Source organism: Bacillus sp. ok061 (genome assembly GCF_900108285.1).
GTDB classification, from domain to species: domain Bacteria; phylum Bacillota; class Bacilli; order Bacillales; family Bacillaceae_G; genus Bacillus_A; species Bacillus_A thuringiensis_S.
The window spans coordinates 55,706-76,273 of the sequence record NZ_FNUW01000001.1 but is presented as its reverse complement, the minus strand read 5'-3'; the positions used below and the strand labels follow the sequence as shown (position 1 = coordinate 76,273).

The following is a 20,568-nucleotide window of genomic DNA, read 5'->3' as shown; positions in this document are numbered from 1 at the left end:
ACATGCCTCATTTTTATTTACGTATTTCGTATCCTCCTATGATATCTATTCTTTTTTGTACAACTTGGATTTAGGGGGAGACAACATGCGTAACACCAATTTACAAGCGATGATCGAATCTGCTATTCTTGCAGCCTTCGCCATGATTATCGACATTTTACCATTATCACTTAAACTTCCAACAGGCGGTTCCATTTCATTTGCTATGATTCCTATTTTTATTATTGCATATCGCTGGGGCTTTAAATCTGCTTTCTTAGGTGGCTTAATTTGGGGATTATTACAAATTATTGTAGGTGATACTTACATTTTAACACCTGTTCAAGCATTTATTGAGTACTTCATTGCCTTTGCTTTTATTGGATTTGCTGGCTTATTCTATCGTCCAATTCAAAAAGCACTTCTAGTATCTAATGAGAATAGCAATGAACAATTAACTTTAGGTAGTCGCAAAGAAAAACCTTCAGCAAAACAAAACCATGGTAAGAAAATCCTTGTTTACATTATCCTTGCCACATTTATCGGTAGCTTTGCTCGCTATTTCTGTCACTTTATTGCCGGTATTATTTTCTGGGGACAATATGCACCGAAAGGTCAATCGGCTGTGTTATATTCATTAATCGTAAATGGAAGTACAATGCTTGGTTCTTTTATTTTATGTACAGTTTTACTTATATTTTTATTTCTCACTTCACCACGCTTATTCAAGAGCATTAGTGCTTATCAAATGAATTCACAAAAAAAAGGCGCTTAACTAGCGCCTTTTTTATATCAAAATTCTCAGTGAGTAATATCAATAATAAATACAATAAATGCACAAAGAAAAATAAATACCATCACACCTAGTAAATTGCTATTCACGGCTAATCTACTCCTTACATAACCTCATTTTCTAACAAGATTATATCTCTTAAAAATAAAGATTAGGTAAAGATAATATGAAAATAACTTAAAAAAAGCGCAGATTGTATTGTCTACGCTTTCTTCGGTAAATAGAAATAAAATAACACACCATCTTCTGTATTTCCTGCCCCATATTCAGCATCATGTAGTTCTAAAATATTCTTTGAAATAGCAAGCCCAAGCCCCGTCCCACCTTGTGAACGCTGCCGAGCTGTATCCACGCGATAAAAACGATCCCAAATTTTATCTAATTGTTCGTCTTCAATGTGAGTACCTTTATTTTCAATGCACACTTTTATACGATCTTTATCATCTATTGTCGAAATAATAATATCCTCTTTATTTGGTGTATAACGTATTGCATTCGTAATGAAGTTCACGATGACTTGTTCAATCCGGCCTTGATTTGCAATCACTTCAAATGGACTTATATTTTTATGAACACGAAGTTCTTTTTTCTCTATCTCCACAGAAAGGTATTCACATATATCTTCAATTACTGAATCAATATAAAATAAATCCTTTTTCATTTTATATGTACCAGATTCAAATTTAGCTAACTCAAGCATATCCAAAATTAAAGTATCCATTTTGTCTACTTCTCTCTCCATCGCTTGAAAGTAATACTCTTTTTTATGCTCAGCTACCCCGTCTTTTAAAATGGAAATGCAACTTTTCATAATACTCAGCGGTGTTTTTAATTCATGCGAAACACCAGAAATGAATTCTTTCCGTGTATTTTCTAACTTTCTTTCCTTTTCAATATCTTGTTCAAGCTGTCCGATATGAGAATTTAATTTATTAGAAAGTATATTAATATTTTTCGATAAATCACCAATTTCATCTTTTGAAGTAATCGGTATTTTTTCTGTAAAATCTAAATGCGCTATTTTCTTCGTCGTATCATTTATTTTTAATAACGGTTTGGCAATTTGCTTTGAATAATAAAACGAAGCTAAAAAAATAAGAACGACTACAAATGCAATGATGTATATGTAATAATCTTGCACCATTTGTACAGCTTCATCTACAGGCTGTAAAGAAGCCATTGCATATATATATGCTACTGATCCGTCTTTTTCTTTTATTGGCTTAATTAATAATTTATATTTTATATCATTCTTTTCATAATCCATTGTTTGTGTTGTATATCGTATTTTATTGCTTTCTTTTAATAATAAATCGGTTTGAAAACCCTTAATATTATCTAAAAATATGCTATTTTTATAAATTGGATTCACAGGACCGTTTACATCTGGTAACTGTACTTTTGTAACACGTCCTCCTATGTAAACGCCTAATTCCTGAGCAGCTTCTTCCTGGACAGCTGGTTTCTTTTCCTTAGCAAGTTGCTCCCCAACTGCTCTCTTTTTCTCCTCATCTAATTTTATTTTCTCCTGAAATGCTTTTTCTAACGGTTTATTAGATCCGCTTAAATTCTGCTTAGATAAAGAAAAAGAGAATGGAATAAAACTATCTTCTTTTCTCACTCCAGAAAAATAAATCTCTTGTCCTAAAAAATGCTCTGATGATTTATTATCAATCTCCTCTATATTGACGAGATTGTGTAAGGGTATCTTGAATAGTTGTTGTCCAAAGCTCTTTTGTTGCCTACGATCTATCGTTACCTCAAAATAAAAATCATCCACATGTTTTAAATTCCCATTCTGATCTAGTGTCGTAATCCACGTATTATTTTCCCTAAAAAAGTCTTGCTCAAGTTTCTGGATTCCTTCTGCAGTTCCTGTGTAGTTTAAATAATTCTTCTCAAAGGAATTTAAATTCACTTTAATATCTTCCACTTTTCGATTCGCATAATATTGTTTGAAAAATATCGTTTGTCCAATAAATATCGTCGCTAAAATTAACATACATAATGCTGTTGTAAGAGTAAATAATTTTAGTACAATTCCTTTCTTCATACAGTTCCCTCAAATTTATAACCTGTTCGTACTACAGTTGTAATGTACTTTGCTTTCTCTCCTAATTTATTTCTTAAATTACGAATATGACTATTAACCGTTCGATCATCACCAGCAAATTCATATCCCCAAATTCTTGAAATTAATTGTTCCCTTGTTAGTACAATTCCTTGGTTTTTCATGAAATACACTAATATTTCAAACTCCGTATGCGTTAAACTAACATCTGCCTCATCAACAGTACGTGACGGAAAATGGACGTGGATGCCATGAATCGATAACATATCATCTTCGTTCTCTAAAGGTTTCTTCGATGCTTTTCTACTTTCTAATAATCGTTTCGCTCTTGCTAATAGAATGGGTGGACTATACGGCTTCGTCACATAGTCATCTGCCCCAAGTTCAAAACCAAGTAACGTATCGTCTTCATCTACGCGCGCCGTTAGCATAATAATAGGCACCTCGGACGTCTTTCGAATTCTTCGGCAAACAGACCATCCATCGAGTTCTGGCAACATAATATCTAAAATAACTAAATCAACCTCTTCTTCTTCAAATACAGCTAAAGCCTCTTTCCCGTCCCTCGCTTCAAACACTACATATTGTTCACTTAAAAAATAATCTTTTAATATTTCACGTAATATATCTTCATCTTCAACAATTAAAATGTTTTTTGACATAACTTATATATCCCCCTCCTGCTTTCAGAAAGTATAATTTCATTTTGAATAACTGCCAGTTAACTTCGCCTCGATAATATATCTATCTGGTGCATCCCCTATATAATCAAATGGGTAACAAGTTGTCAGTGTTAATATCGGTTCTTCTTTTTTTATAATAACAGTACGATCATCCGCATGAGTAATCCATGTCTTTTGAATTTCATATGTGTACGTTTTATTATCATACTCTAAAACAAGGGTATCCTTTTCTTTCAACTCTCCTAAATCTGTAAATACAGTATCTCGATGTCCACTCAGTACAGTATGTCCTCCTCCAGATGGGGTTGTCGTTAAATCACTAACAAACATACCAACTCCTTTTTTCAGAGTCGTATCATCCGCTCCCCAATATATAGAAAACTTCTTCTTTATTTTCGGTATATTTAACAGTGCTACCTTTTCTCCTTCTTTATGTTCTGTTTGAGAAGAAGGCACTTGAGAAGTTACAGGTGTTTCATGAGAAAGTTGAGTATCTTGTATATTTTTAAGGCTCTTTATTTCTTCTGCCGTTAATTGCCCGGCAGAGCTTTTTCCTTTATACCATTCCACAGCGTAATAGGATCCCATGAATAGCCCTATAGCCATCAATATGATACCGATATAATTGAGTAACTTCATCCTTCATCCCTCCATGCAAAAAATGGTAGGAGTAACCTACCATTTTTAATATATGAAATTATCCCATTCTTTATAGGAAAATATTTTATTTACGCTTTAACCTTATTGCGACGATTCAAACCAAATAATGTACCTATCGCTACAAGACATGCACTTAATCCCATCATTGCTACATTATTTGATGCTGTGTTTGGTAATTTTTCACCTTGTACAACTGGCTTTGCTTCTTCTTTTTTAGCTACTTCATTCTTTTGCTCGACTTTTATCGCTGCTTCTTTTTTTGCCATATCATTTTTTAACTGTTCTTGCGCTATTCTCTTTTTCTCTTCTTCACTCTTTTTCTCAGCTTTTATTGCTTCCTCTTTTTTAGCCATATTATTTTTTTCTTGTACTTGTGCCGCTTGTTTTTTCTCTACTTCATTTTTTTGCTGTTCCTTAATTGCTTCTTCTTTTTTAGCTTTATCTTGTTGCACTTGCGCTTCTTCTTCCTTTGTTACTGTTCCAGTAGAAGCACTCGCTACTGAAGAATATCCTACTGTTAAAAGTGCCATTGCACAAATTGGTAATAGTCTCTTTTTCATCTTCATTCTCTCCTTATACTTTATTCACATCAACTCGCATCGGATGTATTACTAGAATAAGCAAGCGATATAAATATAAGATGCAGATGAAATATATTTCATTTAAAGATTTCATTGTAGAAAAAGAAAAAACATCGCAATATGTACGATGTTTTTTCGGGTGTGTGTCTCAATATCTACATGTTACTTTCGCGTGATTTGGAAGTAGAACGGGCCGGAGCGATAACTAATTGTCTCGGCTCAGTTTTCTTGAAGTGATTTTTGACGTTACACTTACGACGTTGAACAACCCACGCTTTAATAGGGTTTGTTAAAATAATCTTTTGCTTTTCGTTAGGGGCCTCTTCTTCAAACCTACAACTTTCGCTCCATTTATTCCATTTCATTGTAAATTTAGAAGAAGAATGATCATCTTCACGATCAAACAAGTGCAAAAAATCCATTTTTCCATCTAGCATTACGGTGTTACTAGTCGCTAAAAAAGAAAAGGTCGTCCAACGTTTCTCCATGCCCTCCTACTCCTTTTTCACATATAGAGTGCCTAAAACTTAATTTACCTAAAATATGCTTGCCTTTTACCTTACACCCATAGTTTATCCAAAATGCTATTATGCAACTATCGATTTGCCTTACAACTACCTTACATTTTTGTAAGAAACAAAAAAACCTTCACTCTATATAATGAAGGTTTCTTACTTTTTATCTATATGATCTCTCATATCATCAAGTCCAGCTTCTTTTAGCTGCGACATCATACCGTGCGAAATTGCTCCTAACACTAAAGTCATTCCAATTAATGAAATACGAATCGCAGGTACATCAATTACGTAAGCCAACAGGCCAAGAACAATTGTTAAAAGTAATGCTTTTATAAATGTTACACTTGTGTACTGTTTCTTCTTCATCATATCCACCCTTTATGGAAGCGTTTTCTTATTGTACTTAGTATATCATATCATCAGATGATTTTGTCGTTATCTTTGTAAAAAATTACTATCTCCTTTGACTTTTTCTATTCTATCCTTTACAGTCGAAATGTTCATAAGTTTTACACTGTAGGAGGATTACAATGAATATTGAAATAAAAGACACTTTAATTTCTGAAGAACAATTACAAGCAAAAGTAAAAGAACTAGCACTTCAAATCGAACGTGACTTTGAAGGAGAAGAAATCGTAGTTATCGCAGTATTAAAAGGTTCATTCGTATTTGCTGCTGATTTAATTCGTCACATTAAAAACGATGTAACAATTGATTTTATCTCTGCATCTAGCTACGGAAATCAAACAGAAACTACTGGAAAAGTGAAACTACTAAAAGATATCGACGTAAACATTACTGGAAAAAACGTAATTGTCGTAGAAGATATCATCGATTCTGGTTTAACGCTTCATTTCTTAAAAGACCACTTCTTTATGCATAAACCAAAGGCACTTAAGTTCTGTACTTTACTTGATAAACCAGAACGCCGTAAAGTGGACTTAACAGCTGAATATGTTGGCTTCCAAATTCCAGACGAATTCATCGTTGGATACGGTATCGACTGTGCGGAAAAATATCGTAACTTACCATTTATTGCTTCAGTTGTAACGGAGTAATCGTATAACTTAAAAAATTGATGGTACATAAAATGTATATCGGCGATTTTTTAAATATATCGACTTACCGACAATAACTGACAATCTTAGCATCCAATTAATAGGGAGAAGCTGTTCTAAAATACATGGGAACAGCTCCTTTCTTTCCATTACAAACTACAGGGAGAGATGAAATATGACAAAGACAAAATTTGAAAAAGTACTCCTCATCGTAAATCCGAAAGCTGGTCAAGGTGACTTACATACAAATTTAACAAAAATCGTACCACCTCTTGCCGCAGCTTTTCCTGATCTACATATCCTTCATACGAAAAAACAAGGTGATGCAACAAAATATTGCCAAGAGTTTGCTAGTAAAGTAGATTTAATTATCGTCTTTGGTGGTGATGGAACAGTATTTGAATGCACAAATGGCTTAGCACCTCTCGAAACTAGACCTACACTTGCAATCATTCCAGGTGGAACTTGCAACGACTTCTCTCGCACACTTGGTGTTCCGCAAAACATTGCAGAAGCGGCAAAACTTATTACAAAAGAACATATAAAACCAGTTGACGTTGCAAAAGCAAATGAACAACATTTCTTAAACTTCTGGGGCATTGGACTCGTATCTGAAGTATCAAACAATATCGATGCAGAAGAAAAAGCAAAGCTTGGTAAAATCGGTTACTATTTAAGCACAATTCGAACTGTAAAAAATGCTGAAACATTCCCAGTAAAAATTACTTATGACGGACAAGTATATGAAGACGAAGCTGTCCTTGTCATGGTTGGAAATGGTGAATATCTTGGTGGTATTCCATCCTTTATTCCGAACGTAAAATGTGATGACGGAACACTTGATATTTTCGTAGTCAAATCAACAGGTATTCAAGCATTTAAAGATTACATCGGAAAGAAACTATTTGAAGACTCAAATGAAAATGACATCTTCCACGTAAAAGCGAAATCCATTCATATTGAAACGAAAGAAGAAAAAGAAGTAGATACAGATGGAGAAAGCTCGCTTCATACACCTTGTCACATTGAATTATTACAAGGACACTTTACGATGATTTATAATCCTGCGGTTGTGTAATAAAAAAACGAGTGCTAGCACTCGTTTTTTCTCTTCTAATCTAGTTATATTGTTGGATCATTTCCTCTATTTCTTTAACTCTCTCTAAAGTAATTCCATTTCTTTGTTCGATCGCTAAAGGATGCTCGGTTGGCTCTAATTCAACATACGGTGCCATTCCAACTTCTCTTATATGTACATTTGTTTTTAAATTTAGTGTTTCTGGATAAACTGGTATTTCTACAGATAACCAACCAAAATAAGGATCACTATTTTCTCGGCCTCTTTCATCCCACTTCTCTAATACTTCATCATAACTTTCTTTACTAAGTGATACCCACACAGTCCAAATAAAATTTTCGTGGTAATCAATGATAGGAATCTCTAAACAACCTCTAATAAAGTAATGTTCATTGTCCATTACGCAAAGTTCTGATGTTAAATGGGAGCATTCCTCTCTTTCATGGGGCGCTATCTCGTAATAATAATATGGTGCTTCACTTCCGTAGCATAGAGGTAGTGCAAAACGATGCATTTGTACTTTTTCTCCGGATTTTCTTCTTCTTTTCATTTGTTATTCTTTCTCCTATCCTTTTCAGTCACAATCAAACTCTACCCAATTTCTCCAATGCGTATTAGAATCCTTCTTCACAATAATACTTGGATCTTTCTTCTCTATTGCAGCGGCTACTGATTGGAAGAATTCATTTTCACTTACTTTTTCGTCTTCAACATGTTTCCATTCTTCCGTTTCATACGCTACTTCCCAATTACCTTCTAAACCGAACTCTTCCAAAATCTCTTCTTTACTCCACCATAATAATGTTCTAACTTCTTCATTAGTAGCAAGCATACGCATAAAGTATGTTGGATAATGTTCTGTCGTTTGTACTTCTATTCCATTATTTATATAATCCTCTTCTGTAAATTCATATTCAAAATGATGCTCGCGAATTTTTAAACTGCCTTTATAAATATTCGGTATAAATTCACCTTCATCATCAAACAACTCATAATCGCCATTATTTAATTGTAGAATGCAATCATCACCCATTGAATAAGTAATTCTATCTCCATATACTTGAATATCATTATATACACCTAATGAACCTACCCCAACAAGTTGAAACACCATTAACCAATCCTTAGTATCTTTAAAGAAAAGAGAGAATTTCACTTGCGAAATATCCATATATTCATTATCAAAGGCAGGAAATTCATACTTACTTTGCTTTTTATCTAATAGTTTTAAAATATCTTTTTGCATATGTATCATCTTCACCTCGATATAAACAAAAATATTTCTTTAATTTCACTAGAGTATAACATAACCATACTTACCTGTGACATTCTAATAACACTACTAAAAAATAGAAGAATGGCTTGTTTGCATACTCTAGTTCTTTTTATGTACAATGAAGGAAAGAAGCACCTTCATATAAGGGAGAGGACAAACTTTGTTCAACCAACAGTTAGTTAATTTACGCATTGATTTTGCATTTAAACAATTGTTTGGTACGAATGGTAGCGAAGATATTCTAATTGCATTTTTAAATGCTATGTTACAAGAGTCTTTAGAGTCGCCCATTGCTTCTCTACAACTAGAAGATCCACATTTACACAGGGAATATGAAGAGGATAAGTTATCTATTTTAGACATTTCAGCGACATTAGACACAGGAACAAAAGTTAATGTAGAAATACAACTCAATAATAATCACGATATGGTTAAACGCAGTTTATATTATTGGGGAAGACTATACACATCTCAACTACAAAAAGGGATGCCCTACAGTGCACTTCACAAAACCATCACCATAAACTTACTAAACTTCGCAATGTTTTCGGAACACCCAGCCTTCCATACAACAAGCATATTATGGAATACACAACAACAAAAAATCCTGAGTGAAGACATAGAAATCCACATTATAGAAATTCCAAAGTTAACTGAACAATGGCATGAAGAAAAAGTAAATCCGTGGAAAGATCCATTTGTTCGTTGGCTTTTATTGCTTTCAGCAAATGAGGATGAGCACTTAACTAAACTATTGGAGGATATTGCTATGAACCAAGACCCTATTTTACAAAAAGCGATAAATAAATGGGAACGTATGAGTCAAGATTCTTCTTTCCGACAAGCCTATGACGCAAGGGAGAAAGTTTTAATGGATGAAGCAGCAAAATTTGCCCATGCAGAGACAGAAGGAATAAAAAGAGGAATGGAACAAGGAATGAAACAAGGAATGAAACAAGGGATTGAAAAAGGGATTGAAAAAGGGAAAAATTCAAATAATTAAAAATATGTATGATCTTGGTATACCACTTGAAACGATTGCTAAGGCAAGTAAATTAAGTTTGCATGAGATTGAGCATATTTTAGGACATAAATAGTAATATAAAAAGCGAAAGAGAACATCATTTTCACTATGTTCTCTTTCGCTTTTTTCTATTTACTCACAATCCGAAAATAAGATCGAACCGTCAACAAATAATAACCTATATAAATGATACTATACACACCAATACTAAGTAATAACGGTACTGCAATTTCATAAGGAAGTACTGTCGCTAATCCTTTTAGCGCAAATAAAGTGTGCAATATACCTACTACTAAAGGAATGAAGAAGATAAATCTCATTTGCTTTGCAATTGCCTTTTTCATTTCTTTTTTCGTTACTCCAAGCTTTCGAAGAACGATGTAACGCTCACGATCTGCATTTGCTTCTGTTAATTGTTTGAAGTAAATAATTGAACCTGTCGCAAGTAAAAATACTAACCCTAAGAAAATACCACTAAACATAATTAATCCTGACATTTCAATGCCATCTCGGAAAATAGTATAGAAGTCACGGAACTGTTCTTGTCCTTCTGCATATTCTTTTGATATTACTTGTTTTAATTTCTCTGTTAGTACTTTACTATTTCTTTCATCTTTTACATCAATGTTTTGTACAATGTGAGATCCGACTGTCTTCTTCGCCTGCTCATACACTTCATCTGGAACGACAACTACAAGCTCATATAAGTTTGTAATGTTTCGCGCATTTACTTCTATTATTTGTACTGGTGCGACTTCTCCAATTGGGAATATTCCTTTCTTCCCTTTATATACGCCAGTATCTTTATTCCCTTCACCGTGCATCACATCAAATGCGTACGCTTCTGCCTTCTTCAAATCCACTGTTTTTTCATTTAAATATTTTGCGATTTTATTAAATGATGATTGAGCCATAAGTTCAGTCGTTCTTGATTTTAATGCATCTTTATTTGAAACATCATCACCAAATTCACCGATTACTTTTACTGTTTCTAACTCATATTGATGAATCACTTCATTCTTTTCTGTCTCCTCTTTTAAAATCTCCTCTACTTTACGATCTACACGAGCATCTTTCTTTTCGTAAGAATAACTAATCGGCATATATTTTTTCGCCTGCATATATGCGTTATAGTACGTTGTTACAGAAGTTCCAACCGCTGTTAATGTTACTGCGCTTAATATTGCAATTGTTGCTAATGATTTTGCATTTCCTTTAATACGGTATAGTAACTGAGATGTCGTAACGATTTGCATTCCGTTATAAAACTTAGATTTTTTATTTCGTACTCTTTTTAATACAAATACAGTAAAGAACATAAAGAATAAATACGTACCAAGTACTGTCGCTAATAAAATGGAAAGAGCAATTGACATAAAGTTATCACCGTTAGCATTTTTAATAGCTGTTACTGATAAGAAATATCCTGAACCAATTAGTAATATAGAAACAATAGCTATAATTTTAGAACCTTTTGGCATTCCTTCTCCTTCATTTTCTGCTCGGAACAATTCAATTAATTTAAAACGATAAATAACTCGATATCCTTTAAAAGATGTATAAAGAATAATGAAACAAAAAATACATGCTGTATCAATAACCGCTCCAATCGGCACTTCAAAATGAACATTTACGCCTAATTCCATCATGCTGACTAACAGCTGAAGAAATGATTTTGAAAGTAAACTACCGATTATAATGCCAATTACTAATGATAGTAAACCCATTAACATATTTTCATAAAACAGCATTTTGCCTATTTCTTTTTTCCGAATACCTAGTAAAGAGTAAAGACCTATTTCTTTTTTACGCTTTCGTGTGAAAAATCCATTTGAATATATAATAAATATCGCGACAAATATAATAAGCATGACACTCGCAAGTTGAAATCCGTTACTAACCCGGTCGCCAGCTTCTCCAACTTGTGAATTATACTGCAATGATTTAAATGTAAAATAAATTACGATACTAAAAATCATAGAAGCAAAGTATATAAAATAATCTTTAAAATTTCGTTTTATATTACGAAGAGCGATACTATATAAGCTCACTTATAGCACCTCCAGAAATAGAAGACATTACGTCAACAACTTGTTGGAAGAACTGTTTACGTGTAAGCTCCCCGCGATATAACTCTTTATACAATTCACCGTCTTTAATGAATACAACACGTTTGCAATAACTTGCGGCAAATACATCATGCGTTACCATTAAAATCGTTGCACGGTCTTTTTCATTTAATGATTTCATACTTTCTAATAAATCTGTCGCTGACTTTGAATCAAGCGCACCAGTTGGCTCATCTCCAAAAATCATACTTGGATTTGTTACAATCGCTCTTGATGCTGCACAGCGTTGTTTTTGTCCACCTGACACTTCATACGGATATTGATTTAAAATATGATTTATTCCAAATTTCTTTGCAATCATCTCAACGCGAGATTCTACCTCTTTCGCCTTCACTTTCGATAAGGCCAGAGGCAATGCAATATTTTCTCGTACTGTTAACGTATCTAATAAATTATAATCTTGGAAAATGAATCCTAAATGATCACGGCGGAATAACGCTAGTTCATCATCATCATTCATCTTCACAATATCTTTTCCATCAATTAAAATCTCACCTTTTGATGTTGTATCAATAGTAGAAAGAACATTCAAAAGCGTCGTTTTCCCAGAACCAGATGGCCCCATAATACCGACAAATTCTCCCTCTTTCACCTGTAAATGAATATCTTTCAGCGCTTCAAATGCATTACCACCTGTATTATATATTTTCGAAATCCCTTTCGCTTCTAACATTGTTTTCATCTATTTAAACCTCCTGTTATGATTCTTGATGTTCCCTGTAAGCAACAGAACTCAGTATAAATAGATTTTCTTAACAAATAGTCACGGGGTTTCTTAATATTTTCTTAAAAAGAAAAATCCAAAATCATACAAAGTGGTTTTGGATTTAATATAGTTAAAATGTTACATTGCATTTCGAACAAAAAGGAGCAGAATTTCCTCTTCGAATTTTCGCATTACATTTTGGACAATATACATATCTCTCTTCTATCTTTTCTCATTCTTATCATATGTAAGGATACTATTCTCATACTGCACATAACCCCAATTAATATAAGCCTAGCAACGAGTAGCATATCTCTCAATACCCTTCTACATTTTACCATAAAATAATAAAACTGATTCCCACATTGAGAATCGGTTTTATCTTTATAATCCTAACTTCACCTTCGTACCATCAGGAATTTTATCTACCTCTATTTCTACTTTATCATGTAAAAACTTCCCTCTTGTAATGACATGCCAGTACGAGCCTTTTTGTAATTTATCTACGCCATCAATTGTTACTTCTTTCTCTTCTCCCTTCTCATCATAAGGTTTAACTGTATATTCAAAACCTTTATTTCCACCTAACTTCTTCGCTCCAACCAAATTCTGAGTTGAGATCCCTACTACCCGTTTATGCTGGATAAATTTATTAAACTTCATAATGTTTTCAAAACAAAAAGTCTTCCATACAACGAGCATATTCTGGAAGACACAACAGCAGAAACGCCTAATTGATGATATAGAAATTCCAAAGTCAACAAAACAATAGTGTGAAGAAGAGCTAGAAAAATATCGAGAAGGTTGACGGCATACACCGTGTCAAATTGAATTATTATCAAAGCTTTCAACAATGATTTATAATCCTTATTTTGCTATACTTTAACAATTACTAACCTTCGCATTTTTTCAAAAAATAAAGTATAATGAACTAATATAAAAAGGTTGTTAACAAAATCGTTAACAACCTTTTTTGTTTTTTCTGAAAAACTTTTCAATTTAAGGGAGCGATCACATGTATTGGAGAAAAAATGATAAACCTGTAGAAGAACCAGAAGCAATTGCTGTATGGGAATGTCAAGAAGAAAACTGCCGTGGGTGGATGCGTAAAAACTTTTCGTTAGAAGAAGAGCCGCAATGTCCTTTATGTAAAGGAGATATGGAAAGCAACGAACGCTTATTACAAAAGTTATAATAAATTTTCCTCTTCACCTTTTATAAACTGAAAATAGAGGATTCTCTTTCTCCTTATCTACAATGTGAATCGAAAGAAAATACACTATATGAAAAAGCTTTGCGTATCCTCGCAAAGCTTTTTCAATATCTCAAACTCATTCCAACTATCATTATTTACTAAAAAAATAAATTACATTTTGAATAAAAAGGAGCAAAATCCCCTTTTTGAATTTTCACATTACACTTAGGACAATACACATACAAACCTTCTTTTCTCTGTCTCTCTACCATCCCCAAAGCTACTAATCTCATTCCAACCATAGTTCCTATCCAAATGATTACTGTTCACATATATGCTCAATAACCAAATTAATATAAAAGGAAATCCAATAAAATTTACAAGTTTGACTTTTAATTCATCCATCGCACAAATTAGTAAAATTTTCTTTCTCATTTCATTTTCTCCCTGTATACTTTTTTAAATACCAGCTTGGGTGTATTCATAGACTAAACAAGCTATATAAATATAAAATGCAGATACGATATATTTCACTTAAAAATTCAATTAGTGTAATTAATTACACTAATCTCTATGTATAGATGTGTTTCCTTAAAAATAGTAGAGGGATTCCTTGATTTCCCCTTAATAATATTAAAAAGTCCCAAACTATAATAAGTTTGAGACCCTTGAATTCTATATTCTATTTTTCCTTTGGGAGGACAATCCCCTTATATAATTGAACAGTGATCAAATAGTAAACAACGTAAATAATTATAAATATACAAATCGGAAGTCCAATATTCACATATGGATCCACAAAAAATTTAACAAATGTAAATACATTCATTCCTACCAAAACGTGTATAAGACCCAATATAGCTGGAAATAGAAATACAATGCCTAATTCTTTATACATAGATTGTATAAGTAATTCTTTACGTACCCCAATTTTCCGAAGCATCTCATACCGCCCTATATCTTTCGTAGCTCCAGAAAGGATCTTAAACATTAAACAACTTACCATCATAGCTAAAAAAGCAAGGCCTAAAAAGAATCCCATAAAGGAAGTTCCTTTTGAAAAGGCAAGCATAGATTCATAATCACTATAGTTTGTTGGTAAATATACATCTTCCTTAGGCTTATTAATAGCAGCGGCTATTTTTTCGATTTGACGATTATCCATCTCTTTTAACTCTGTTTTATACCTTAAAATATTATCTACTTTAGCAATAAAAAATGTATGCTCATTCCCTTGGATTGCTTCATAACGGTTTTCATCGACGATATAGACAGGTTTACGATCATATACAGAAATATTCGATCTAAAATCACTATCCATACTCTTATCCCAATTCAGTGGTAACGTAGAAATAGATGGATCAACTTCCTCCCCCTTAAACATCCTATAGCTCGAAGATGGAAGTTGTTCAGTAATATGTGTTGTCTCTTTCTTTCCAAACAACAGTGGAGGATTCGCTAATAATTCTTCTTTTAAATAGTAAACAGCCTCATTATTAACTTTGTATTTATATTGTTTTTTATCTACAATTTTCATTTTTTCCATAGCTTTATAATCCTCTGCTTCTGGATCATGAATTGTAATATCATAACCTGACATTCTTTCTGCTGTAAGGATTACGTTTTTCTGTAAAGACATGCCACCAGCCATTGCCCCTACACCTAGTCCAATTAGCATCGTTACCGTGCCTAATATTTTCGCCAAACTACTTACCCTGAACTGCAATTGTGCAAATGTAAATGCATTTAATTTCTTCTCATTTAAATAGCGCGTTTTCTTTAACCTATTAACAATCATAGGTAAGAACGAAATAAATATAAGATATGTCCCGATTGTAATCGTGAATAATGGAAGTATAATGGCTCCAGCGCCCTTTATTCCTACGAAAATTACGAAATAATACCCTACACCTAGTCCTAGCAAACTACATAAAAGTAACAATATTGTGGCTGGTCCTTTCATTCGTATGTGTTCCGTTTGCTCCTCTGTACGAATTAAATCTAGTTCCGTTTTAAGCGCTATACGAATCGCATTCATAATGGATGTAAGTAGAAATAACGCACTAAAGAATATAAATGTTATTTTGAATGCCGGAACATAAAATGCTTGATAACCTTCCGTTGAAATTTCCAATTGTTTCGTTAAAAATTTGCTAACGAAATTGGAAAGAATAGCTCCGAATACACTCCCTAATGCTAGTGAAATCATTCCCATAGACAATGTCTCAAAGAATAAAAGTTGGCTGATTTTACTCTTTTTGGCCCCTAAAACAAGATACATGCCAAGTTCTTTCCGCCGTAGTGAAAGGAGAAAAGAGTTTGCATAAAAAATATAAAAGAATGTAATAAAAGCCACCAAAATCGATCCTATTTGAAATACAAATACGATTGAACCAATAATACTGTTATTCATTGTAAACTCTTTATTTAACGCAAGCGTTTGAAACATATAAAAAATAGAAATTGAGATGACAAGACCTATTAATAAAACGATATAATCCTTAATCATTTTTTTCATACTAGAAATAGAAAGTTTTAATAACACACTCTACACCCACGCTTTTCTACAGTGTGGTGTACTACATTCATCTTTTTACTATACCCTCTTTGTACAACGTTCTCTTCAAATATTAAAGTTTTCATATTGCCTCCTGTCATTTGGCTAGTGCTGCGATCATGCTACTTTCATAGCCACTAACTATCATTTTATCTTTTCCCTACAAACAGCAATATTGATTCCTCTTACATTATCCTTACATTTTTGTAATGTACACTCCTGAAAAAAACATTACAATATGCAAATCAAACATTTTATAATCCGATTCATATACCTTTTGACATCAATATTCTCACGCTCAAATAATATATTTACACATATAAAGTCGAAGGATATTATATAGATTTTCTAGCCTATTTAAGAGGTTATATAAATAATTAATATTAAAAATGTACAAAAAAAAGCCTGACTGTAATACTTAATAACTTTGCACTTATCATCAGTTTACCTCTTCATTATAATTGTCCGAGATAAAGATAAAATAAAAACATTATAAATATATAACCATATATCATTAAATTTAGTACCGTTTTACTTTTCCTTATCCCTCTTACTCTTTATTTTACGTTCATTCTCTTCGTTTCTAATTCACCTCTCAAAGGCACTACATAAAACTATTATTTAGGTTCTATTAAAATAACATATTCTAAATGATATAAATTCGCCTTTGGTTTTGCATAAATAGTATAAGTAAGACCATATTGATCTTGTTCTTGCTCTAGTACCTCTGCTACTTCAAGACCTGGTGGTATTTTCTGACTCAATTCAGAGGTAATAATGCTATCACCTATTTTTATTTCTTTCACTTTATCTGATGGGATATTATCAATTCGAAGGGCCTGTTTTTTCTTATCATACCCTGTAACAAATCCTAAAATGGATGAATTATTTTGAAGGGTGATTGCTAAACGATTCGTTCGTTCATCATTCGTAATTAATTTCACAACAGATGTATATTGATCTACACTCTCTACCTTTCCGATAAAACCGTCCACTGTAATAACAGCCATATCAACCTTTACACCATGTTGTGCTCCTCTATCAATAGTGACTTCTCCATACCACTCTTCTGCTACACGAGTTACTATTGTAGCTTGAATTAAATTGTATTTTCCTTGTTCCTTTAATTCTTTCGTTTTGTTGATAAGTTTAGTAAGGTTTTCTTTCTCCTCACTTAATATTTGCACTTTACTCTTTAACGATTCTTGATGTTCAATTTTCCCTTTCAATACCTGATTCTCTCTATATACTTTATAGATGTCTTCTATATTATGAACAATATTTTGGACATGCTTATTATTTGTACATACATACACCATCAATAAAGCAAAAAGAATAATTGAAAGAAATAATAATATTTTCTTCTTAGAAACCTGCATAATTATCCTGCTACTCCCTACTATTTTTTATCTACATACTATAGAATACTAGTCATTTTACACAGAAGAAATGCAGTTTAAATAAAGTTAAGATAAACTTTATCTTCTTTATAAAAAATTTAGAACTTATCATATACTGCTACAATCTTCGAAGCTTGCTCGTTACCTTATCCATGGAATGCCACTTATAATTTCTATAACTAATTATGTTGTATTTGTACTTTCTCTTTTACTTTCTTAGGTATTTCATCTATTTGTACTTCTTCCCATTCCATACCATAACTTCCTTTAGATCTAATCTTTAAATATGCTCCTATTCTTAAATGTTTTGAAGCAGTCATTGCAATCTTTTGCTCTTGACCAGATTCATTATATCCTTTGAATTTATATTCCCATCTAGCAAAACCTTTGTTTTCAGCTCCATATTTACCATCATTATCAACAACAGCATAATAAATATCTTCTTTAATAAATGGATTGAGTTGATCTACAATAGGTCCACCCTTCACTATAAGTAATGTAACTCCAACTATAATCAATACGATAAACGCGCTTATTTTTTTCATGAAACTTTCTATTCTCCTCTTCTCAGATACTTCCACTTAAAGGACTTCCTCTAAATCAATTGTGGCACTATTACTTATTAAAATGTAACCAAATTTCCTAATGCTTTTCTAATTAAATTGGCAATAATATAATAAATTGAATAACCCCATTTTCATGTTTTGCTCGAATTTCTCCTTTGTGCAATTCAACAATGCTTTTTGCAATTGCAAGCCCCAAACCTGAACCTTCTACAGCTCTACTTCTCGATTGATCTTTTTTATAAAAACGCTCAAACAAATTCTCTAATTCTTTTTTTGTAAATTCTTCACTATGATTCGCTATAGAAATTTTGATATGCTGCTCTTCTCTTTGAAGTAAAACCCGAATTTCTGCTTTATCTATACTGTATTTAATTGCATTTATTAAAAGATTTTCAAACACACGTACCATTTTTTCTGAGTCCACCACAGCATATATACGATCTTCCTGAAATTCTTTTACAAAAAAAAGATTATGCTCCTCCGCTTGTGGTACTAGCTCTTCTATTAATTGATCAAGTAGTTCATTTATACACACTTCTTGCGAATCTAACGCCATATTTTCATCTGTTAGTTTTGTATACTCAAACAAATCTTCTATTAACATCTTCAACTGCTCTGATTTTGAAAAGGCAATTTTTATATACTCATCATGCTGTTCTTTATTTTCATATTTCGCATCACCTAGTAAACGTAAATACCCCATAATAGAAGTAAGTGGTGTTCTTAAATCATGTGATACATTTGTAATCAATTCACTTTTTTGCTTCTCTATTTGTTTTTCCTTTTCTATATTAGCCAAGAGCTTTTCTGCCATTTGATTAATATTAGAAGTTAATAAACCTATTTCGTCTTGACCTGCCTGTTTGATTTTATATTGTAAATTACCTTTCGAAAATTCCCTTACTCCTTCTGCCATCGCTTCAATCTGATTCATTTTCCTTTTCGTTATATAAAAGAAAGATAGTATAAAAGTGATAAAACCTAGTAAAGATGGAAATGGACTGCTATCATTCACTATATACTTCACATTTCCTTGTGGTATACCACTTGCAATGATATACATATTTTCCGTATTAACAGTAACCGGATAAAAAGTTGTAAACTCCTTACGCTTTTGTTCAGTTCCATCTTGAATTAAATTTTGCGCCTCTACATATCGTACTTGATCCATTTTAAAATCCATCACATTACGCATCGTCTCATGAAGATTGATTTGTTCTTCCGGCGCTCCCTTTGTTTTATAAACGACTTTTCCATCTTCGTCTATTATTAAAATCTTTAGTTGATTTTGGTCATTCAATTGATCAAGCAGTTCTTGTATATTAATTTCCTTACCTTCCCCGGTCATACTTTCAACAAGCCTTTGTGTCTGTCCATCAATGGCTTCCATACCTGATGCATAATCAATGATAGAAATTTTATTCGCATCCTCAAAAAAAGAAGATGAAGACCATCCTACTAATACACCGAGTAACGTACAAAAAGTAAATGTAGCCATTAGCTGTATCCGTATGCTCTTTTCCAAATAACTCACTATTTTACCTGTCATTTTTTTTAAAACTTGATTCATCCATATTATCGGTTCAAATATCTTTCTCAATCTTGTAGCCAACTCCCCATACCGTTTTAATGTACCGAGGCTTCCTTGGAATCGCCTCTATCTTTTCACGTATTTTCCGAATATGTACCATCACAGTATTATCGGATTGGAAAGCTTGCTCTTTCCATACTCTTTCATAAATTTGTGCTGCATTTAATACCATTCCTTGATTTCGTACAAGCAATTCTAATACCTCAAACTCTCTCGGTGTCAATTTCACCTCTTCATTTGCAATAATGACCTGCCGTGTTACTATATTAACTTTCATATCTCCAATTTCTATTTCATTTTCATCTTGTACACTTGTCCCACTCATTTTCATATATCTCCGAAGTTGTGATTTAATACGAGCAATGAGTTCCAGTGGATTAAATGGTTTAGCTACGTAATCATCTGCCCCAGTTGTTAATCCTAAAATCTTATCCATATCTTGCGTTTTTGCCGACAGCATAATAATAGGCATTTCCGCTATTTCTCTCACTTTCATACACATATGAATACCATCTATCTTCGGCATCATAATATCAAGGACGATTAGATGCACGTCTCTTTTCTTTACTATTTCTAAACCCTCTTCACCATCTCCAGCTTGTAATACTTCATAACCTTCATTCTTTAAATAGATAGTGATAAGCTTTCTAATTTCCTTCTCATCGTCCACGATAAGTATCGTTCCTTTACTCACAAAATCTCC

At 32.8% G+C, this 20,568-nt stretch carries 20 protein-coding genes and 4 pseudogenes; 6 read left to right on the top strand and 18 right to left on the bottom strand.

Going from position 1 to position 20,568, the window contains the following annotated elements; translation table 11 throughout:
- The first annotated feature begins 85 nt into the window (after window positions 1-85).
- Window positions 86-754 carry an energy-coupled thiamine transporter ThiT gene (gene thiT, locus C4S65_RS00455; RefSeq protein WP_098838565.1) on the top strand — a complete coding sequence of 223 codons (669 nt, stop codon included), beginning with the start codon at window positions 86-88 and terminating at the stop codon, window positions 752-754.
- A gap of 220 nt (window positions 755-974) precedes the next feature.
- Here thiT and C4S65_RS00450 read toward each other — a convergent pair whose 3' ends face one another.
- The 6 genes from C4S65_RS00450 to C4S65_RS00425 all read right to left on the bottom strand — a co-directional run bounded on the left by C4S65_RS00450 (window position 975) and on the right by C4S65_RS00425 (window position 5,654).
- Entirely contained in the window at window positions 975-2,825 is a 1,851-nt protein-coding gene (locus C4S65_RS00450; protein ID WP_000715420.1) for a HAMP domain-containing sensor histidine kinase, read from the bottom strand.
- On the bottom strand, window positions 2,822-3,505 hold the full coding sequence (locus tag C4S65_RS00445; RefSeq protein ID WP_103945084.1) for a response regulator transcription factor: 684 nt from the start codon (window positions 3,503-3,505) through the stop codon (window positions 2,822-2,824). Before C4S65_RS00445 ends, C4S65_RS00450 begins: the two co-directional genes overlap by 4 nt.
- 39 nt (window positions 3,506-3,544) lie before the next feature.
- Entirely contained in the window at window positions 3,545-4,165 is a 621-nt protein-coding gene (locus tag C4S65_RS00440; RefSeq protein ID WP_000771571.1) for a class D sortase, read from the bottom strand.
- Window positions 4,166-4,254: 89 nt separating this feature from the next.
- Entirely contained in the window at window positions 4,255-4,746 is a 492-nt protein-coding gene (locus tag C4S65_RS00435; RefSeq protein WP_000746716.1) for an LPXTG cell wall anchor domain-containing protein, read from the bottom strand.
- A 176-nt stretch (window positions 4,747-4,922) separates the two neighbouring features.
- Window positions 4,923-5,255, bottom strand: a complete 333-nt coding sequence (locus C4S65_RS00430) for a hypothetical protein (RefSeq protein WP_000415616.1) — start codon at window positions 5,253-5,255, stop codon at window positions 4,923-4,925.
- Between the two features lie 183 nt (window positions 5,256-5,438).
- A complete protein-coding gene (locus tag C4S65_RS00425) occupies window positions 5,439-5,654 on the bottom strand; it encodes a hypothetical protein (protein ID WP_002001286.1) in 216 nt (71 codons plus the stop codon).
- Between the two features lie 161 nt (window positions 5,655-5,815).
- On the opposite strand from C4S65_RS00425, the gene hpt reads away from it, so the two are divergent.
- Both hpt and C4S65_RS00415 read left to right on the top strand, forming a co-directional pair.
- The gene (hpt, locus tag C4S65_RS00420) at window positions 5,816-6,343 is read left to right on the top strand and encodes a hypoxanthine phosphoribosyltransferase (protein WP_001019295.1); all 528 of its coding nucleotides are present in this window, start codon (window positions 5,816-5,818) and stop codon (window positions 6,341-6,343) included.
- Between the two features lie 175 nt (window positions 6,344-6,518).
- Complete coding sequence (locus C4S65_RS00415; RefSeq protein WP_000167896.1) at window positions 6,519-7,421, top strand: YegS/Rv2252/BmrU family lipid kinase; 903 nt, start codon at window positions 6,519-6,521, stop codon at window positions 7,419-7,421.
- Window positions 7,422-7,461: 40 nt separating this feature from the next.
- Here C4S65_RS00415 and C4S65_RS00410 read toward each other — a convergent pair whose 3' ends face one another.
- A complete protein-coding gene (locus C4S65_RS00410) occupies window positions 7,462-7,971 on the bottom strand; it encodes a DUF2199 domain-containing protein (protein WP_097960385.1) in 510 nt (169 codons plus the stop codon).
- A gap of 24 nt (window positions 7,972-7,995) precedes the next feature.
- A complete protein-coding gene (locus C4S65_RS00405) occupies window positions 7,996-8,667 on the bottom strand; it encodes a hypothetical protein (RefSeq protein WP_097888561.1) in 672 nt (223 codons plus the stop codon).
- A gap of 190 nt (window positions 8,668-8,857) precedes the next feature.
- Here C4S65_RS00405 and C4S65_RS00400 point away from each other — a divergent pair.
- A pseudogene (locus C4S65_RS00400) lies at window positions 8,858-9,794 on the top strand (Rpn family recombination-promoting nuclease/putative transposase).
- Between the two features lie 55 nt (window positions 9,795-9,849).
- Here the strand turns inward: C4S65_RS00400 and C4S65_RS00395 are convergent.
- From C4S65_RS00395 to C4S65_RS00385, 4 genes and pseudogenes are all read right to left on the bottom strand, one after another.
- Window positions 9,850-11,772, bottom strand: a complete 1,923-nt coding sequence (locus C4S65_RS00395; protein WP_097888563.1) for an FtsX-like permease family protein — start codon at window positions 11,770-11,772, stop codon at window positions 9,850-9,852.
- Complete coding sequence (locus C4S65_RS00390) at window positions 11,759-12,532, bottom strand: ABC transporter ATP-binding protein (RefSeq protein WP_000855636.1); 774 nt, start codon at window positions 12,530-12,532, stop codon at window positions 11,759-11,761. Before C4S65_RS00390 ends, C4S65_RS00395 begins: the two co-directional genes overlap by 14 nt.
- A gap of 154 nt (window positions 12,533-12,686) precedes the next feature.
- Window positions 12,687-12,867, bottom strand: a pseudogene (locus tag C4S65_RS35015) (hypothetical protein).
- 73 nt (window positions 12,868-12,940) lie between these two features.
- Window positions 12,941-13,150 (bottom strand): annotated as a pseudogene (locus C4S65_RS00385) (DUF1093 domain-containing protein); the annotation flags it as partial.
- Window positions 13,151-13,199: 49 nt separating this feature from the next.
- Here C4S65_RS00385 and C4S65_RS35010 point away from each other — a divergent pair.
- Both C4S65_RS35010 and C4S65_RS00375 read left to right on the top strand, forming a co-directional pair.
- A pseudogene (locus tag C4S65_RS35010) lies at window positions 13,200-13,325 on the top strand (ATPase); the annotation flags it as partial.
- A gap of 246 nt (window positions 13,326-13,571) precedes the next feature.
- Window positions 13,572-13,751: a cold-inducible protein YdjO-related protein gene (locus C4S65_RS00375; RefSeq protein WP_000289927.1), complete on the top strand. Its 180-nt coding sequence runs from the start codon at window positions 13,572-13,574 to the stop codon at window positions 13,749-13,751.
- A gap of 225 nt (window positions 13,752-13,976) precedes the next feature.
- Here the strand turns inward: C4S65_RS00375 and C4S65_RS34185 are convergent, their stop codons facing one another.
- The 6 genes from C4S65_RS34185 to C4S65_RS00350 form a co-directional block, all read right to left on the bottom strand.
- Window positions 13,977-14,186 (bottom strand): hypothetical protein, encoded by a 210-nt coding sequence (locus C4S65_RS34185; RefSeq protein WP_061667106.1) that lies wholly within the window; start codon window positions 14,184-14,186, stop codon window positions 13,977-13,979.
- 247 nt (window positions 14,187-14,433) lie between these two features.
- The gene (locus C4S65_RS00370) at window positions 14,434-16,296 is read right to left on the bottom strand and encodes an ABC transporter permease (protein WP_097888565.1); all 1,863 of its coding nucleotides are present in this window, start codon (window positions 16,294-16,296) and stop codon (window positions 14,434-14,436) included.
- Between the two features lie 629 nt (window positions 16,297-16,925).
- Entirely contained in the window at window positions 16,926-17,687 is a 762-nt protein-coding gene (gene mreC, locus C4S65_RS00365) for a rod shape-determining protein MreC (RefSeq protein ID WP_001198146.1), read from the bottom strand.
- A gap of 200 nt (window positions 17,688-17,887) precedes the next feature.
- Window positions 17,888-18,253, bottom strand: a complete 366-nt coding sequence (locus C4S65_RS00360; RefSeq protein ID WP_042972761.1) for a YxeA family protein — start codon at window positions 18,251-18,253, stop codon at window positions 17,888-17,890.
- Between the two features lie 112 nt (window positions 18,254-18,365).
- Complete coding sequence (locus C4S65_RS00355) at window positions 18,366-19,874, bottom strand: HAMP domain-containing sensor histidine kinase (RefSeq protein WP_061667104.1); 1,509 nt, start codon at window positions 19,872-19,874, stop codon at window positions 18,366-18,368.
- A complete protein-coding gene (locus C4S65_RS00350; RefSeq protein WP_000033682.1) occupies window positions 19,858-20,559 on the bottom strand; it encodes a response regulator transcription factor in 702 nt (233 codons plus the stop codon). The genes C4S65_RS00355 and C4S65_RS00350 overlap by 17 nt, the downstream gene beginning before the upstream one ends.
- Between the last annotated feature and the right edge of the window lie 9 nt (window positions 20,560-20,568).

What these genes read in the sequence shown, in the direction of transcription:
- C4S65_RS00360 (WP_042972761.1), bottom strand. Translation starts at nt 18,253, where the DNA reads ATGAAAAAAATAAGCGCGTTTATCGTATTGATTATAGTTGGAGTTACA.
- hpt (WP_001019295.1), top strand. Translation starts at nt 5,816, where the DNA reads ATGAATATTGAAATAAAAGACACTTTAATTTCTGAAGAACAATTACAA.
- C4S65_RS00450 (WP_000715420.1), bottom strand. Translation starts at nt 2,825, where the DNA reads ATGAAGAAAGGAATTGTACTAAAATTATTTACTCTTACAACAGCATTA.
- C4S65_RS00410 (WP_097960385.1), bottom strand. Translation starts at nt 7,971, where the DNA reads ATGAAAAGAAGAAGAAAATCCGGAGAAAAAGTACAAATGCATCGTTTT.
- C4S65_RS00435 (WP_000746716.1), bottom strand. Translation starts at nt 4,746, where the DNA reads ATGAAAAAGAGACTATTACCAATTTGTGCAATGGCACTTTTAACAGTA.
- C4S65_RS00430 (WP_000415616.1), bottom strand. Translation starts at nt 5,255, where the DNA reads ATGGAGAAACGTTGGACGACCTTTTCTTTTTTAGCGACTAGTAACACC.
- C4S65_RS00415 (WP_000167896.1), top strand. Translation starts at nt 6,519, where the DNA reads ATGACAAAGACAAAATTTGAAAAAGTACTCCTCATCGTAAATCCGAAA.
- C4S65_RS00440 (WP_000771571.1), bottom strand. Translation starts at nt 4,165, where the DNA reads ATGAAGTTACTCAATTATATCGGTATCATATTGATGGCTATAGGGCTA.
- C4S65_RS00425 (WP_002001286.1), bottom strand. Translation starts at nt 5,654, where the DNA reads ATGATGAAGAAGAAACAGTACACAAGTGTAACATTTATAAAAGCATTA.
- C4S65_RS00445 (WP_103945084.1), bottom strand. Translation starts at nt 3,505, where the DNA reads ATGTCAAAAAACATTTTAATTGTTGAAGATGAAGATATATTACGTGAA.
- C4S65_RS00405 (WP_097888561.1), bottom strand. Translation starts at nt 8,667, where the DNA reads ATGCAAAAAGATATTTTAAAACTATTAGATAAAAAGCAAAGTAAGTAT.
- C4S65_RS34185 (WP_061667106.1), bottom strand. Translation starts at nt 14,186, where the DNA reads ATGAGAAAGAAAATTTTACTAATTTGTGCGATGGATGAATTAAAAGTC.
- C4S65_RS00375 (WP_000289927.1), top strand. Translation starts at nt 13,572, where the DNA reads ATGTATTGGAGAAAAAATGATAAACCTGTAGAAGAACCAGAAGCAATT.
- mreC (WP_001198146.1), bottom strand. Translation starts at nt 17,687, where the DNA reads ATGCAGGTTTCTAAGAAGAAAATATTATTATTTCTTTCAATTATTCTT.
- C4S65_RS00390 (WP_000855636.1), bottom strand. Translation starts at nt 12,532, where the DNA reads ATGAAAACAATGTTAGAAGCGAAAGGGATTTCGAAAATATATAATACA.
- thiT (WP_098838565.1), top strand. Translation starts at nt 86, where the DNA reads ATGCGTAACACCAATTTACAAGCGATGATCGAATCTGCTATTCTTGCA.